We start from the raw sequence: 14,229 nt of genomic DNA, 5'->3' as shown, positions 1-14,229 counted from the left end.
ACTATTAAAAGTCAATGGATGTGAATTCGTTGCGGCTCCGCCGGTGGCCGAGGTGTGGCTGCTTCCCTGTACGTGGAGGCAGAAAGCCGGGCGGGGCGCTCCGAAATCGGAGCGCCCCGCCCGGCGGGTCAGGTGGTCAGTTACGAGCGTCAGGGATGGCGCAGTGCGTCCCTGGTGTCGTGGGCGGCGTCCTTGACGTGGTCGCCGGCCTGCTTGATCTGCGCCTCGGTACGCTGCGTCGCGCCCTCGGCCTGTAGCCGCTCGTTGTCCGTGGCGTCGCCGACCTTTTCCTTCACCGTGCCGACGACCTCTTCGGCCTTGTGCTTGATCTTGTCGCCAATGCTCATCGTGTCCTCCGAGTTTCGCTTCGAACGGCTCCGGTCTCCGCTGCCGGCATTAGTGCCCCGGAGCCCGAGCGGCGAAACCGCCACCGGTACGCGAGCACCCCGAAGACCCGGTACGCGAGCACCCCGAAGACCCGCTCACGAGCGCCCTGAAGGACGGCTCACGAGCGCCCCGGAAGACCGGTTCCGGGCGGAGCCCGTACGGTGGCGGGGTGATGTCCGCGGTCAAGGTCACCTGGTGGGGGCACAGCACGGCCTGGATCGAGGATTCCGGGGTCCGGCTGCTGACCGACCCGGTGCTCCGGGACCGGGTAGCCCACCTGCGGCGGATGCGCGGACCGACCCCGCAGCTTCCCGGTACGCCGGACGCCGTACTCGTGTCCCACCTGCACGCCGACCACCTCGACGTCGCCTCGCTGCGCCGGCTGCCGGACCGGGTCGCGCTGATCGTGCCGGCCGGATCGCGCCCCTTTCTGCGGCGCCGGCTGGGGGCGGCCGCCGCCGCGCGGGCCGTCGAGCTGGCGCCGGGCGAGGAGTACCGGGTGGACGAGGTCACCGTGCGGGCTGTGCCGGCGGCACACGACGGCGGCCGTGGGCCGTGGTCGCGGCACCGGGCCATGGCCGTCGGTTACACCGTGCACGGCCGGGCCGACACCTGGTTCGCCGGTGACACCGGGCTCTTCGCCGGCATGGCCGACCTCGGGCCGCTCGACCTGGCGCTGATCCCGGTCGGCGGTTGGGGTCCGACGCTGGGTCTCGGCCACCTCGACCCGGTCCGGGCGGCCGAGGCCGTCCGGCTGACCACCCCCCGGTACGCGGTACCGGTGCACTTCGGCACCTTCTGGCCGGCCGGTCTGGCGTTCCGCCGGGGGATGTTCCACGAGCCGGGGCGCCGTTTCGTCGACCACGTCGCCGGCACCGCACCCGGCACCCGCGTCACCGAACTGCAACCGGGGGAGACGCTCACGGTGGAACCGGCATCGTGAACAACGCCATCGGGGTGTTGACCTCGCTGTTCGCGCTGGTGGCCTTCGGCGCGGTGCTTCCCGTCGTACCCACCGGCGCGGCGGTCAGCGCGGCGGCGGCGCTCGCCTTCCACCAGCACTCGCTGATGGTGGTCCTGGTCGTGGCCGCCGGAGCCGCCGGCGCCTACCTCGGCGACGCCGTCACCTACGTCGCCTGCCGGTACGGCGGTGAGAAACTGGCCCGACGGCTGCGCTGGCTGCGCAACGGCCAGCGGCTCGACGGCCTCGCCGCTCGGCTGCGCGAACGCCAGGTGTCGGTGTTGCTGGTCTCCCGGCTGGTGCCCGGTGGACGGATCCCGGTGCTGCTCACCATCGCCCTGACCGGTCTAGGCTGGCGGCGCTTCGCGCTGGCCAACGCCCCGGCCTGCGGGCTCTGGTCGGTGGTCTACGCCGGCTTCGGCGTCCTCGGCGGCTCGATCTTCCCCGAGCCCTGGCAGGGCGTCCTGGTCGCGGTGGTGATCGTGCTGGCGATCAGCCAGATCGTCGCGCTGGTCCGCCGCCGCACCGGTGACTGAGCACTGGTCCGCCGCCGAACCGGCGATTGACCGACCCACCGCCGACACCTGCGCCGGTACGACCGCCAGGTCCGCAACCACCGCCAGGTCCGACACCAGCACGTGGTCCGGCACCACCTTCGACTCCGGTACGGCCTCGTCGCGCAGCCCGAGCTGGTGCAACCAGGTCACCAACTGCCGGTGTACGGCCACCGGCCCGTCCAACGGCTCCTCGGCGACCGCCCACTCGGCCGGGTGCAGCAGGAACGCGTTCGTCTGCCAGCCGCCGAGCCCACCGTGGCTGCCGACCAGCTCCTCGAACGCGGCCACCTCCTCGGTGCCCGAGTCGACCGCGCTGATCAGCACGAGGTCGCCGACGTGCTCGACCCCCTGGTGCCGGAGCAGGTCGGCGCGGGCCCGTGGCCCGTACGCGGCCAGCGGGTCCTCGCCGCTGACCCGGCCGTCACGCAGGTGGTGCTCGCCCCGGTTGCCGATCGCCACCGGACCGGACCCGTCGTCGACCACGACCAGCCCGACACCGGGGTGCGCGGCGAGGCCGTCCACCAGCCCCGGATAGGCGGCGTGGATCTCCGTACGGGTGGGCTTGCCGGGGTGCCGGGTGAAGTAGACCATCGCGAGGTTGCCGGAGGCGACGACCAGCACGTCCGTGCTGGAGATCTCGTGCGCCTCGCCCGCACCGGCCAGGCCGATCGGGCTCTTGCGTTCGCCGGCCGGTCCGAGGGTGACCTCCCGGTCGACAGTGCGCGAGCGTACGGCGGCGCGGGTGGCGGCCGCACCGGCACCCGGCCGACCGCTGATCTCGGTGAGCAGGGTGTTGACCGGTCCCCAGGGCTCGACCGGGCCGGTCGCCGCCGACGCCGTACGGTCCGCCCGAGCCGCCGTACGCTCCGCCCGAGCCGACCCGTTGACCTCGGTCCGGCCGGCTCCTTCCGGTTCGGCCCGGTCGGTGCCGTTCACTATCCGGTCCACCGTCTGGGCCAGCGACTCGCCGTAGCGCTGCCGGAAGGTCTCGCCCTGGCTCTGGCCGTGGTCGGAGAGCACCACCAGGTGGTAGCGGCGGTCGGCCTCGGCGGACAGCCGCTCCAGCACGCCGAGGACCTGGTCGAGCCGGCCGAGCGCGTCCAGCGACTCCGGCCGGGCCGGGCCGGCGTGGTGGGCCACCTCGTCGTAGTCGACGAAGTCGCAGAAGATCACCGGCGTGCCCAGCGCCATCTGCTCGGCGATCAGCGAGACGTTCATGTCGCGCAGCATCCCGGCCAGCGGGCGTAGCACCAGGAACGCCCCGGACCGGCTGACCCGTGGCCGGATGTCACGCAGCCGCTGCCCACGGGCCTGGTGCAGCTCCTTGAGGATCCGGCCGAGGCCCAGCACGATCGCGCGGGCGAAGCCGTACGGGCTGATCATGAACTCGGCGTAACCCCGGGACGAGCGGCCGGGCAGGGTGGCCCGGCTGACCGTGAACAGGGTGGCGGACGCGTCGCCGGAGAAGACGTTGCTGATGCTCGCCCCGCCGTGGGCGAGCAGTCCGGCACCGTCGGAGATCTGCCGCTCCACCTCGGCCGCGTCCCGGGGCCGGTTCGCCACCATCAGCCTGCCCGTCCGCTTGTCGTACCAGCGGAAGGCCGGCACCGACCGGTCGTCGCCGTGCAGGATGCCCGCCTGGGCGCCGGGCGTGGTCGCCGGCAGGCCGGTGTGCCAGGTGCCCAACCGGTGGCTGCGCAGCCGCAGCCAGCGACCGATGTTGGGCAGGTTGCCGGCGTGGATCGCCCAGCGCAGCAGCGGCGCCGACACCCCGTCGAGCTGTACGACGAGCAGCCCCTCACCGCGTGCGGCCGTACCCCGTTTGTGGGCCGCCCGGCTGACCTTGTGCATCAGCCGCAGCGCCTCGCTGACGAAGGCGTCGTCGGTGCCCGAATCGGTCAGCCAGTTCACCAGTGCGGCCAGCGCCACCGCCGCCCACGACGCCGCGAACGCCGCCGGTATACCGGACAGGTCCGCGTCCGGTGCCAGCCGCAACGCCACGTACAGGACGATCGTCTGGAGGCTCGCGCCGACGATCAACGCGCCCAGCCCGCCGAGCACGGTCGCCAGCGCCAGCAGCACCGGCCGCAGCAGGGCCCCGACGACCGCGACCAGGACAACCACCCAGAGGATCGCGGTCAACCCGCTCACGTCGATGCCCGGCATCAGCCAGAGCGTGCCGGCCAGCACCACGAACGAGGTGACCGCACTGCGCAGCAGGCCGATCAGTCGGGCCAGGGTCGGGCGCCAGGACCGCAGCTCCCGCAGCATGAGTCGCATCCGGCCGGGCCGGGCCGGGCTCGGCGTACGGGACGACGGGTCGGGGGCGGTCACCGCCCCACCTTGGCACAGCGCCGCAGCCTCCGGTCCGGTCGTGACGTACGGCAACCGCTCGATGTGATCAGTGCAACAGTCGAGCGCCCGGAGGGCCGCCCGGCCTGCCTCCGGTCGCCCCCGAGATGACTGACCGGCCGCCGGGCCTTACGGTGGGGCCAGCTTCATCACGGTACGGAGGCGGGGCTGAATGGCCGAGGCTGTCCGGGTAGACGAGCTCAAGCTCGGGGATCACGGGTGTTTGACCTTTTCTGACTCACAGGAGCGGCTGGATCTGCTGGCCGCGTTCGTCCGCGACGGCCTGCGCCAGGGGCAGAAGGTCCTGTGCTGGACCGACGCCGTCGACCCGGAGCAGTTGGGCCGGCAGTTGGTGGGTCGCTCGGTGCGTACCGGTGGCGCGGTGCGGCGGGGGCAGCTGCGGTTCGCCACGGTGGAGTCGTCGTTGCTGGCCGGACGGCCGGCGGACGCGCAGCGGATGGTCGACGTGCTCGCCGAACAACTCGACCTGGCCGGTCGGGAGGGGTATCCGGGGCTGCGGGTGACCGCGGACATGTGCTGGGCGACCCGGCCGCTGACCCACCCCGAGGAACTGCTCACCTTCGAGCAGGAGGTCGGCGCGCTGTTCGCCGACGGCCGGCTGTGCGTGATCTGCCAGTACGACCGGGAGCGGTTCGACGCGGTCACCCTCGCGTTCGCCGCCAAGGCCCACCCGAAGACGGTCGCGGCGCTGGCGTACCACGACGACGCGCTGCTGCGGATCTGCCGCCAGTACAGCCCGCCGGGCATCCGGATCGCCGGCGAGCTGGACTACCAGCACCTGGACGTCCTCAATCGGGCGCTCACCGAGACCGTACGCCTGGACCGGCACCCGCACGTGAACCTGACCGGGCTGGACTACATCGACGCCGCCTGCGCGTCGGCCATCGCGCACGCCGCGCTGAAGCTGCCCAGCGCCCGGCGGATGACCGTCACCTGCCGTGGCCTGGTGTACAAGATGATGGACCTGGTCGGGTCGGACGGCTCCGGCCGACTCCGGGTGACAGCGGCGACATGACCAGCCCCGATCCGCGTACGACCGCTTCGGAGCAGGGAGAAGTCCCGGCGCCGGCGGAGGTCGCGCTCGACCACCCCTTCGACGGCGACGGCCTGTACGGCATGCGAGCGACCATCGCCGCCCACGCCGAGCGCCTCGGCGTGGACGACGAGCAGTTGCAGCAGTTGCTGATCGTCGCGGGTGAACTGGCGAGTAACGCGGTCCGGCACGGAGGCGGCGGCGGGCGGTTGCGGATCTGGCGGGCGGACGACCGGCTCTACTGCCAGGTCCGCGATTCGGGGCCGGGCATCGGCGAGGCCGCCGCCGGCACCACCCAACCCGAGGCCACCCAGATCGGTGGTCGGGGTCTCTGGATCGTACGGAGTCTGAGCACCGACGTGTCGATCGTGGACGACGGCCGGGGCACCACCGTAACGGCGGTCATCGGCGCCGGCTGACGCCGTCCACCAGTCCCGTGCTGGGCGGAACACGCCCGGGTCGTTGTGGTGGTGCTGTCGTCCCACCGATCCGCATCTCCATGTCCCCACTTAACAGGCATCGGAGCCGTGTCTCCATGCGCGGTTGCGTCCTCGCCTGGGTTGACATGTGACCATTGGGTCACATAACTTGGGGTCATGACGGACGACGACCGGGTCTTCAAGGCGCTGGCCGACCCGACCCGTCGCTTCCTGCTCGACCTGCTCTTCGCCCGCGAGGGTCGAACCCTCACCGAGCTCGAATCGGAGCTGGAGATGAGCCGGTTCGGTGTGATGAAACACCTGAAAGTGCTGGAAGAGGCGGGTCTCGTCATCGCACGCCGGTCGGGCCGGGAGAAGCTGCACTTCCTCAACCCGGTACCGATCCGGCTGATCCACGACCGCTGGATCGACAAGTACACGGAGCGTCACGTGACGGCGCTCGTCGACCTGAAAAACCAGTTGGAGGAGCAACCATGACCACGAGCACCGACACCGCGACCGACCTGACCACCCAGGTCTACCGCGTCTACATCAAGGCCGCACCGCAGAAGATCTGGGACGCCATCACCGAGCCCGAGTGGAACGCGCGCTACGGCTACGGCGCCCCCGGCGTGTACGACCTGCGCCCCGGCGGCGCGTACACCTCCACGGCCAGCGACGAGATGCGCAAGTACGCGGCCGAGAACGGCTTCCCGATGCAGGACGTCATCGTCGACGGCGAGGTGATCGAGGTCGACCCGCCGCGCAAGCTCGTCCAGACCTGGCGACTGCTGATGGACGAGAGCACCGCGAAGGAGCCGTTCACCCGGCTCACGTACGAGATCTCCGAACTGCCGGCGCAGCCCGGCGTCTGCCGTCTCACCGTCACCCACGACGTGACCGGCGCCCCCGCCACCAACGCCATGACCGGCGGCGCACTTGAGGAGTCGGGCGCCGGCGGCGGCTGGGCCTGGGTCCTCAGCGACCTCAAGACCCTCGTCGAAACCGGCTCGGCCTTCTCCTCCTGATCCATCCACACCTCTGTACGGGGCCGGTGGCGAAAACCGCCATCGGCCCTCATGCCCCACCGGCCCCACCGGATGTCACGGTTGGGGTCGGCGGCCGGTTATCCGCCCTTCCGGCCAGGGCGATCCGGTGAATCGGCTGGGAGGGCCTGCCCATGCCTACCGTCTGACTTCTGCGAGCATGTCACCTGGCACGGTGGCCTCAAGTCGCGCTGGCCTCGCCGGCGACCGAATGGGGCGGTGGTGCTGCGCTCTGCGATTGTCTGCGCCAGGGGAGTGGCGCCACCCGGCTCCGTGCGGGCTGGACAGTTCGGTTGGCCGTCACCTACCCGAGTGGGAGGCGGCGGAGCATGGCGGCTTGAACGGTGAATTGGTCCGTTCCGTCCTCGGCGGCTACACCGTCGACGGCTGTGGAAACCACCAGTAGCGGCGGTCTGGCCTGGCCTTGTCCGGGGAGGACGTCAACTACCGTGCCGCGGACTGCCGCTGGCGCCGGAAGCACCGACTCGGCCGTGACGTTGGCCTCAAAGATTGGCGCCTTGTCAACAAGGAACCAGGTGCGATCCGCAGCGTCGGTTAGGCGAACGCGTATCCAACCCGGGAAGTCGTCGGATACCCAGCTGACCACCTCACAGATGAGCGAGACGCGGGCGCCTCGCCGCAGCCGATAGCCCAGGTGCTGATCGACCCCGAGGACCGCGACTACCGCTGTCAGGTCGTGCGTGAGGAAGAGCTGGTAGTGGTAAGGCGGATCGGTCACCTTCACCGACCCGATCCGCACCGGCCGCTCGCCGTAGGCGTGCAAAGCCTGTACAGCCGCGGCGAACCCTACGGTCGGGATGCCCGCTGCCCTGTGGTGCGCGCCCCGCCCGGCGCACGTCTCGACGAGCCGAGAGGCGGGCGCGGGCGGCCCTGCCGCACTGACCTGGAACGAGGCACCTGTCAGCACCGCTTGCCGGCAGGCCTCGGACGCGTCGTCTCGGCCGACGAGCAGCCGAGCAAGGTCAGCTCGATCCACGACATAAATCTATCGAAACGCCAGATGGGGTGAGCTTGCCCCACCGACGGAAGGGGCAGCAATGGCGTGAGAGACGGTGACGCCACAATCAAGACGTGCTCGTAGGAGGAGGTCATTTCGACCCTGGAAGTTCCGATGCTCCTGCGGTTGGCCGGGCGCGGTTGGGGCCGTGGAGGAGAACCGTGACATGAACGCCCGAAACGACCGAACCTGATGGATGGCCGACCCGAGCCGAGAGGTGCTGTTGACCTGCGGATACAGATGGAGCGGGCGACGAGAATCGAACTCGCGTAGTCAGTTTGGAAGACTGAAGCTCTACCATTGAGCTACGCCCGCGCGCGCCGCGGTCGCCCGTGGCGCGCCCCCAGCTTACGGGAAGCGCCCCGGGAAGCGCGAAGCGGTATCGGCCGGGGCGGGGCGGGCGGGCGTTTTCGCGTACGCCGGGACCTTGAAATTGCCTGCTCACGGCGCTCGGTGCCGAGCGGTCGGGCGTGGCGGGCGGATACCAGGCGGCGCGGACCGGCGCCGACGGCATACACTGCTGGTCGCCACGGGGTGTGGCGCAGCTTGGTAGCGCACTCGCTTTGGGAGCGAGGGGCCGTGGGTTCAAATCCCGCCACCCCGACTGTGATCCACCAGCGCGGTGTCGGGCGCCGCAGGGTCTTTCAGACAGCTCGCCTACACTCGATGGGCTGAATCACGCCCATGACAAAGACTGAGATCCGTCAAGGAGTACGCCTGTGAAGAGCACCGTCGAGACTTTGAGCCCGACGCGCGTGCGGCTCGCCATCGAGGTGCCGTTCGCCGAGCTCGAGCCGAGCCTCAGGAAGGCGTACCGGGAGATCGCCCAGCAGGTCACCGTCCCGGGCTTCCGCAAGGGCAAGGTGCCGTCAAACGTGATCGACCAGCGGGTCGGTCGGGGCACCGTGCTGAACGAGGCCGTGCAGGAGGCCATCCCGGAGAACATCCTGGCCGCCGTACGTGAGCACGACGTGAAGACGCTCGGCCGGCCCGAGGTCGAGATCACCGAGTTCAACGACGGCGACGCGCTGAAGTTCACCGCCGAGGTCGACGTACGGCCGGAGATCGCCCTGCCCGACTTCACCACCGTCGAGGTGACCGTCGACGAGCTCCAGATCGACGACAGCGAGGTTGACGAGCAGGTCAAGGGCCTGCGGGAGCGCTTCGCCACGCTGAAGACGGTCGAGCGCCCGGCGCAGGACGGCGACTACACCCAGATCGACCTGGCGGCGACCGTCGGCGGCGAGGAGGTCCCCGGCGGTTCGGCGACCAACATCTCGCACGAGGTTGGCAGCAAGCAGCTGCTCCCCGGGCTGGACGAGGTGCTGGTCGGCCTCTCGGCCGGCGACTCGACCACCTTCGTGACCCAGCTGGTCGGCGGCGACTTCGCCGGTCAGGACGCGGATGTCGCGGTGAGCGTGCGGACCGTCAAGGAGAAGGAGCTGCCCGAGCTGGACGACGACTTCGCCCAGCTCGCCAGCGAGTTCGACACCCTGGAGCAGCTCCGCGACGACCTGCGGGAGCGGATCACGCGGAACAAGCAGGTCGAGCAGATCTACGCGGCCCGGGACAAGGCGCTCAAGCAGCTCGTCGACGCCGCCGACGTGCCGGCGCCGGAGGGTGTCGTGCGCGACGAGGTGGACAGCCGCAAGCAGGCCATGGTCGACCAGCTTGAGCGGATCGGCGCCTCCCTGGAGGAGTACCTCGCCGCCGAGGAGAAGACCGAGGAGCAGATCGACGCCGAGCTGACCGAGGCGGCCACCGAGGGGGTCCGGGTGCAGCTTCTACTGGACACCCTGGCCGACGCCGAGGAGGTCCAGGTCTCCGACGACGAATTCGGACACGAGATCGTGCACCGGGCGCAGCGGGCCGGAATGGCCCCGCAGCAGTACTACGACCAGCTTGTCCGGTCCGGCACCGCCGGTGCGGTCTTCGGTGACGTACGGCGCGGCAAGGCGCTCGCCTCGGTGATGGACCGCATCAAGATCACCGACTCGGCGGGCAACGCGGTCAGCCTCGACGCGCTGCGTGCGGCGGCCGACGAGGAACACAACCACGCGCACGAGCACTGATCGACTGGCGTTCTCCGGCCGCCGCGCGGGTCCTCCGCACGGCGGCCGGAACCCTTCCGGGGTACCTCCCGGGTAGCTGCGCTGAGAGCGAACAGTGCCCGGAGGAGGAAGCTCGGACCCCTCGCAGCGGTTAGTGTCGGCGTAAGACGGTACGGAGAGCGAAGGGCTGCCATGACCGAAATGAACATCCCAGCGATGCCCCTGCGGGCGATCGAAGCCCGTGGCGGGGACTCGATTGGCAACCTCGACGACTCGGTCTACAACCGGCTGCTCAAGGAACGCATCATCTTCCTGGGCAGCGAGGTGACCGACCAGGTCGCCAACCGCATCTGCGCGCAGCTGCTGCTGCTCGCCGCGGAGGACCCCGACCGCGACATCAACCTCTGGATCAACTCGCCGGGTGGCTCGGTCTACTCCGGCATGGCGATCTACGACACGATGCAGTTCATCGACAACGACGTCTCGACCGTCGCGATGGGGATGGCCGCCTCCATGGGCCAGCTGCTCCTCTGCGCCGGCACCAAGGGCAAGCGGTACGCGCTCCCACACGCGCGGATCATGATGCACCAGCCGTCCGGTGGGATGGGCGGCACGGCGTCGGACATCGCGATCCAGGCCGAGCAGATGCTGTACACGAAGCGGATGTTCCAGGAGCGGGTCGCGTTCCACACCGGCCAGGACCAGGCGTCCATCGAGGCCGACTCCGACCGGGACCGTTGGTTCACCGCGGCCGAGGCCAAGGACTACGGCTTCATCGACAAGGTGATCACCGGAGCCACGCAGGTTCCGGAAGGCGCCGGGACCCTGAGCTGAGGAGCTTGACGATGACTGACCTGACGCTGCCGCCGCAGTTCGCACCAGTGCACAACCGTTATGTGCTGCCGTCGTTCGTCGAGCGCACGTCGTACGGGGTCAAGGAGTCGAACCCGTACAACAAGCTGTTCGAGGACCGGATCATCTTCCTCGGGGTCCAGGTGGACGACGCGTCGGCGAACGACGTGATGGCCCAGCTGCTGACGCTGGAGGGCACCGACCCGGACCGCGACATCATCATGTACATCAACTCGCCCGGCGGTTCGTTCACCGCCATGACGGCGATCTACGACACCATGCAGTACGTCCGTCCGGACATCCAGACGGTCTGCCTCGGCCAGGCCGCGAGCGCGGCCGCGGTGCTGCTCGCCGCAGGCACGCCGGGCAAGCGGATGGCGCTGCCGCACTCCCGCATCATCATCCACCAGCCGGCCACCGAGGGCGGCTACGGGCAGGGCTCGGACATCGAGATCCAGGCCCGGGAGATCCTGCGGATGCGTACCCAGCTGGAGGAGATGCTCTCGCGGCACTCGAACCAGGCGGTCGACAAGGTCCGCAAGGACATCGATCGTGACAAGATCATGACGGCCGAGGAGTCCCGCGAGTACGGCCTGGTCGACACGATCCTGACCAGCCGTAAGAAGGGGCTGCTCGCGGCGAACGCCGCAAGCTGACCGGCGTGGTTCGGGAGTGGCCGGGACGGATTCGTCGGCCGCTCCCGGACACACCCGGTTTTGGGGGTCGGAGAATGCTCCGACAGCGAGTAACGTCGGGTCTGCACCGCTTCGCCGGTCAGTCCGGCGAGCGATCTAGATCGACGAGGCGTACCGTCCTCAAGCCAGGGCCGGGTTGATCCGGCCGATGAGCGCAGGGAGAACGTAGGTGGCACGGATCGGCGACGGCGGCGACCTACTTAAGTGCTCCTTCTGTGGCAAGTCACAGAAGCAGGTCAAAAAGCTCATCGCGGGCCCAGGGGTCTACATCTGTGACGAGTGCATCGACCTCTGCAACGAGATCATCGAAGAGGAATTGGCCGAGTCCGGCGAGGTGAAGTGGGAAGAGCTTCCCAAGCCGATGGAGATCTGCCAGTTCCTCGACAACTACGTGGTCGGCCAGGACCAGGCCAAGAAGGCCCTCTCGGTCGCGGTCTACAACCACTACAAGCGGATCCAGGCAGAGGCTGCCGGCGCACCCGGTGCCGGTAACGACGCGGTCGAGCTGGCCAAGTCGAACATCCTGCTGATCGGCCCCACCGGGTGCGGCAAGACCCACCTGGCGCAGACCCTGGCCCGGATGCTCAATGTCCCGTTCGCCATCGCCGACGCCACCGCCCTCACCGAGGCCGGATACGTCGGCGAGGACGTCGAGAACATCCTGCTGAAGCTGATCCAGGCCGCCGACTACGACGTCAAGCGGGCCGAGACCGGCATCATCTACATCGACGAGGTCGACAAGATCGCCCGGAAGTCGGAGAACCCGTCGATCACGCGGGACGTCTCGGGCGAGGGTGTGCAGCAGGCCCTGCTCAAGATTCTTGAGGGCACGGTGGCGAACGTACCGCCGCAGGGCGGCCGCAAGCACCCGCACCAGGAGTTCATCCAGATCGACACCACCAACGTGCTGTTCATCTGCGGTGGCGCCTTCGCCGGTCTCGATCAGATCATCGAGTCCCGGACCGGGCAGGGCGGCACCGGCTTCGGCGCCCACCTACGCGCGGTTTCCGAGCGGTCGACCGACGACATCTTCGGCAAGGTGATGCCGGAGGACATGCTGAAGTTCGGCCTGATCCCCGAGTTCATCGGCCGGCTCCCGGTGATCACCAATGTCCGGAGCCTGGACCGCGAGGCCCTGGTGCAGATCCTGACCGAGCCACGCAACGCTCTGATCCGGCAGTACCAACGCCTGTTCGAGCTGGACGGCGTGGAGCTTGAGTTCGAGCCGCCGGCGCTCGCCGCGATCGCCGACCAGGCGATGTTGCGCGGCACCGGTGCCCGCGGCCTGCGCGCCATCCTGGAAGAGGTCCTGCTCTCCGTGATGTACGAGGTCCCGAGCAATCCCGACGCGGCCCGGGTCCTGATCACCCGTGAGGTGGTCCTGGAAAACGTGAACCCGACCATCGTGCCGCGGGAGTTCACCGGCCGGCGGCGGCGTGACCGTGAAGAGAAGTCGGCCTGAGCGCAGGTCTGGTCTGAGGTGGGCGGCGGCCCGTACGCTTCTTTCATGCGTGTCGCCGTCTGCCAGCTCAATGCCCGCGCCGACCGACAAGCCAACCTCGCCGCCGCATCCGATCTGCTCGACCGGGCCGCGGCCGCCGGTGCCGACCTGGCGATCCTGCCGGAATACGTCGACTATCTCGGCCCGGCCGCCGGGCAACCCAAGCCCGAGCCGGTCGACGGCGAGTTCGCCGAGTTCTTCGCCGCAGCCGCGCGCCGGCTCGGCATCTTCGTGCACGCCGGCTCCTTCCACGAGGTCGGCCCGGACCCGCGGCACACGTACAACACGTCGCTGATCTTCGACCGGGCCGGCGAGCTGGTCGCCACCTATCGCAAGATCCACCTGTACGACGTGGAGATCCCCGGTCGGGTGTCCTACCGTGAGTCCAGCTCGGTGGCTCCGGGTCCGGAACCGGTGACCGTCACCGTCGACGGCGTACGCGTCGGCCTCTCGATCTGCTACGACCTGCGCTTCCCCGAGCTGTACCGGCAGCTGGCAGTGGCCGGTGGTGCGCAGTTGCTGGTGGTTCCCGCCGCGTTCATGACGCACACCGGGCGGGACCACTGGGAGGTGCTGCTGCGTGCCCGGGCGATCGAGAACCAGTGTTTCGTGGCGGCGGCCGGCCAGATCGGCGACCACGACCCGGGGCGGAACTGTTTCGGCCGGAGCATGGTGATCGACCCGTGGGGGACGGTTCTCGCCCAGGCACCGGACACCGTCGGCCTGGTCTGCGCCGATCTCGACCTCGGTCGGCTGCACACGATCCGGGCGGAGTTGCCCAGTCTGGCCAACCGCCGGCTCTGACAACCCGTACGCGTGGTTGCGGCGCGTTGGGTCCCTTCGGACGCGGATGGGCGATCTATCGCTGTGCGGGCTGTATGACGGGCTGCTGCGGTGTGCCGGGTAGAGGCTCGCTCAGTGTCCTTCGAGAAACACTCCGATGACCGCGAGCCCCACGATGGCCGCCGCCGTGACCAGTAGGCCGGTGGTCATCCGGGTCGGCCCGCGCCGGGCCAGTCGGCGGACCGACATGACGAGCACCAGCAGTACGAGCCCGCCGATGACCAGCTGCCAGATCGGCAGCAGAAGCCCGACGACGGCGTCCGCGGCAAGTAGGCGTTCCTCGGGTACGGCAACCATGGCTGCCACTCTGGCACGGCGACCGCACCAACGTGGTGATGGACGTTGATTTGCGTTCGGGAGAGTCCCTCGCGTAACTTTCTCTCTGCAAGCGGAACACCGGACAAAACAGCCGGAACCGCAAGCGCCCAGGGTCGTGGCGGGTGACCGCCGAGCGAGGCTGGGACCGGGTGGTGCGATTTACCGGCTGAGCCGG

At 69.5% G+C, this 14,229-nt stretch carries 14 protein-coding genes, 2 tRNA genes and 1 pseudogene; 12 read left to right on the top strand and 5 right to left on the bottom strand.

The features are described 5' to 3' along the window. Positions 1–149: 149 nt before the first annotated feature. Positions 150–347, bottom strand: coding sequence for a CsbD family protein (locus OG792_RS26835; RefSeq protein ID WP_329103470.1), 198 nt, complete (start codon positions 345–347; stop codon positions 150–152). A gap of 212 nt (positions 348–559) precedes the next feature. Between OG792_RS26835 and OG792_RS26830 the strand changes: the two genes are divergently transcribed. Together OG792_RS26830 and OG792_RS34825 are read left to right on the top strand one after the other, a co-directional pair. Continuing rightward, positions 560–1,330, top strand: coding sequence for an MBL fold metallo-hydrolase (locus tag OG792_RS26830; protein ID WP_329103468.1), 771 nt, complete (start codon positions 560–562; stop codon positions 1,328–1,330). After that, the gene (locus tag OG792_RS34825; protein ID WP_442932310.1) at positions 1,327–1,884 is read left to right on the top strand and encodes a DedA family protein; all 558 of its coding nucleotides are present in this window, start codon (positions 1,327–1,329) and stop codon (positions 1,882–1,884) included. The genes OG792_RS26830 and OG792_RS34825 overlap by 4 nt, the downstream gene beginning before the upstream one ends. Positions 1,885–2,862: 978 nt before the next feature. Here OG792_RS34825 and OG792_RS34820 read toward each other — a convergent pair. Beyond that, positions 2,863–3,756, bottom strand: a pseudogene (locus OG792_RS34820) (alkaline phosphatase family protein); the annotation flags it as partial. A gap of 724 nt (positions 3,757–4,480) precedes the next feature. Here OG792_RS34820 and OG792_RS26815 point away from each other — a divergent pair. The 4 genes from OG792_RS26815 to OG792_RS26800 all read left to right on the top strand — a co-directional run bounded on the left by OG792_RS26815 (position 4,481) and on the right by OG792_RS26800 (position 6,758). Beyond that, positions 4,481–5,293, top strand: coding sequence for an MEDS domain-containing protein (locus OG792_RS26815; protein ID WP_329103464.1), 813 nt, complete (start codon positions 4,481–4,483; stop codon positions 5,291–5,293). Beyond that, complete coding sequence (locus OG792_RS26810) at positions 5,290–5,730, top strand: ATP-binding protein (RefSeq protein ID WP_329103462.1); 441 nt, start codon at positions 5,290–5,292, stop codon at positions 5,728–5,730. The genes OG792_RS26815 and OG792_RS26810 overlap by 4 nt, the downstream gene beginning before the upstream one ends. Before the next feature lie 177 nt (positions 5,731–5,907). Next, on the top strand, positions 5,908–6,228 hold the full coding sequence (locus tag OG792_RS26805; RefSeq protein WP_329103460.1) for an ArsR/SmtB family transcription factor: 321 nt from the start codon (positions 5,908–5,910) through the stop codon (positions 6,226–6,228). Further along, positions 6,225–6,758: an SRPBCC domain-containing protein gene (locus tag OG792_RS26800; protein ID WP_329103458.1), complete on the top strand. Its 534-nt coding sequence runs from the start codon at positions 6,225–6,227 to the stop codon at positions 6,756–6,758. The genes OG792_RS26805 and OG792_RS26800 overlap by 4 nt, the downstream gene beginning before the upstream one ends. Positions 6,759–7,080: 322 nt before the next feature. Here the strand turns inward: OG792_RS26800 and OG792_RS26795 are convergent, their stop codons facing one another. Both OG792_RS26795 and OG792_RS26790 read right to left on the bottom strand, forming a co-directional pair. Next, positions 7,081–7,773, bottom strand: coding sequence for a hypothetical protein (locus tag OG792_RS26795; RefSeq protein WP_329103456.1), 693 nt, complete (start codon positions 7,771–7,773; stop codon positions 7,081–7,083). Positions 7,774–8,035: 262 nt separating this feature from the next. Next, positions 8,036–8,109, bottom strand: a tRNA-Gly gene (locus OG792_RS26790). A gap of 215 nt (positions 8,110–8,324) precedes the next feature. Here OG792_RS26790 and OG792_RS26785 point away from each other — a divergent pair. From OG792_RS26785 to OG792_RS26760, 6 genes are all read left to right on the top strand, one after another. Then, positions 8,325–8,398 (top strand) — tRNA-Pro (locus OG792_RS26785). 115 nt (positions 8,399–8,513) lie between these two features. After that, positions 8,514–9,866: a trigger factor gene (gene tig, locus OG792_RS26780; protein WP_329103454.1), complete on the top strand. Its 1,353-nt coding sequence runs from the start codon at positions 8,514–8,516 to the stop codon at positions 9,864–9,866. Between the two features lie 171 nt (positions 9,867–10,037). Beyond that, positions 10,038–10,679, top strand: a complete 642-nt coding sequence (locus tag OG792_RS26775) for an ATP-dependent Clp protease proteolytic subunit (protein ID WP_329103451.1) — start codon at positions 10,038–10,040, stop codon at positions 10,677–10,679. 11 nt (positions 10,680–10,690) lie between these two features. Then, positions 10,691–11,353, top strand: a complete 663-nt coding sequence (locus OG792_RS26770) for an ATP-dependent Clp protease proteolytic subunit (RefSeq protein WP_329103449.1) — start codon at positions 10,691–10,693, stop codon at positions 11,351–11,353. A 208-nt stretch (positions 11,354–11,561) separates the two neighbouring features. Continuing rightward, positions 11,562–12,854: an ATP-dependent Clp protease ATP-binding subunit ClpX gene (clpX, locus tag OG792_RS26765; protein WP_329103447.1), complete on the top strand. Its 1,293-nt coding sequence runs from the start codon at positions 11,562–11,564 to the stop codon at positions 12,852–12,854. A gap of 45 nt (positions 12,855–12,899) precedes the next feature. Further along, positions 12,900–13,697, top strand: a complete 798-nt coding sequence (locus OG792_RS26760; protein ID WP_329103445.1) for a carbon-nitrogen hydrolase family protein — start codon at positions 12,900–12,902, stop codon at positions 13,695–13,697. A gap of 111 nt (positions 13,698–13,808) precedes the next feature. Here the strand turns inward: OG792_RS26760 and OG792_RS26755 are convergent, their stop codons facing one another. Next, positions 13,809–14,033, bottom strand: coding sequence for a hypothetical protein (locus OG792_RS26755; protein WP_329103444.1), 225 nt, complete (start codon positions 14,031–14,033; stop codon positions 13,809–13,811). Positions 14,034–14,229 lie beyond the last annotated feature (196 nt).

It is taken from the genome of Micromonospora sp. NBC_01699, from assembly GCF_036250065.1.
Taxonomy (GTDB): Bacteria; Actinomycetota; Actinomycetes; order Mycobacteriales; family Micromonosporaceae; genus Micromonospora_G.
Note: the sequence above shows the minus strand (reverse complement) of the source record. Positions and strands in the feature narration are given on the sequence as shown.

Coding starts and splice junctions, on each gene's coding strand:
- OG792_RS26830 (WP_329103468.1), top strand. CDS start 560: ATGTCCGCGGTCAAGGTCACCTGGTGGGGGCACAGCACGGCCTGGATC.
- OG792_RS26805 (WP_329103460.1), top strand. CDS start 5,908: ATGACGGACGACGACCGGGTCTTCAAGGCGCTGGCCGACCCGACCCGT.
- OG792_RS26775 (WP_329103451.1), top strand. CDS start 10,038: ATGACCGAAATGAACATCCCAGCGATGCCCCTGCGGGCGATCGAAGCC.
- OG792_RS26810 (WP_329103462.1), top strand. CDS start 5,290: ATGACCAGCCCCGATCCGCGTACGACCGCTTCGGAGCAGGGAGAAGTC.
- OG792_RS26760 (WP_329103445.1), top strand. CDS start 12,900: ATGCGTGTCGCCGTCTGCCAGCTCAATGCCCGCGCCGACCGACAAGCC.
- OG792_RS26755 (WP_329103444.1), bottom strand. CDS start 14,033: ATGGTTGCCGTACCCGAGGAACGCCTACTTGCCGCGGACGCCGTCGTC.
- OG792_RS26835 (WP_329103470.1), bottom strand. CDS start 347: ATGAGCATTGGCGACAAGATCAAGCACAAGGCCGAAGAGGTCGTCGGC.
- OG792_RS26800 (WP_329103458.1), top strand. CDS start 6,225: ATGACCACGAGCACCGACACCGCGACCGACCTGACCACCCAGGTCTAC.
- OG792_RS26770 (WP_329103449.1), top strand. CDS start 10,691: ATGACTGACCTGACGCTGCCGCCGCAGTTCGCACCAGTGCACAACCGT.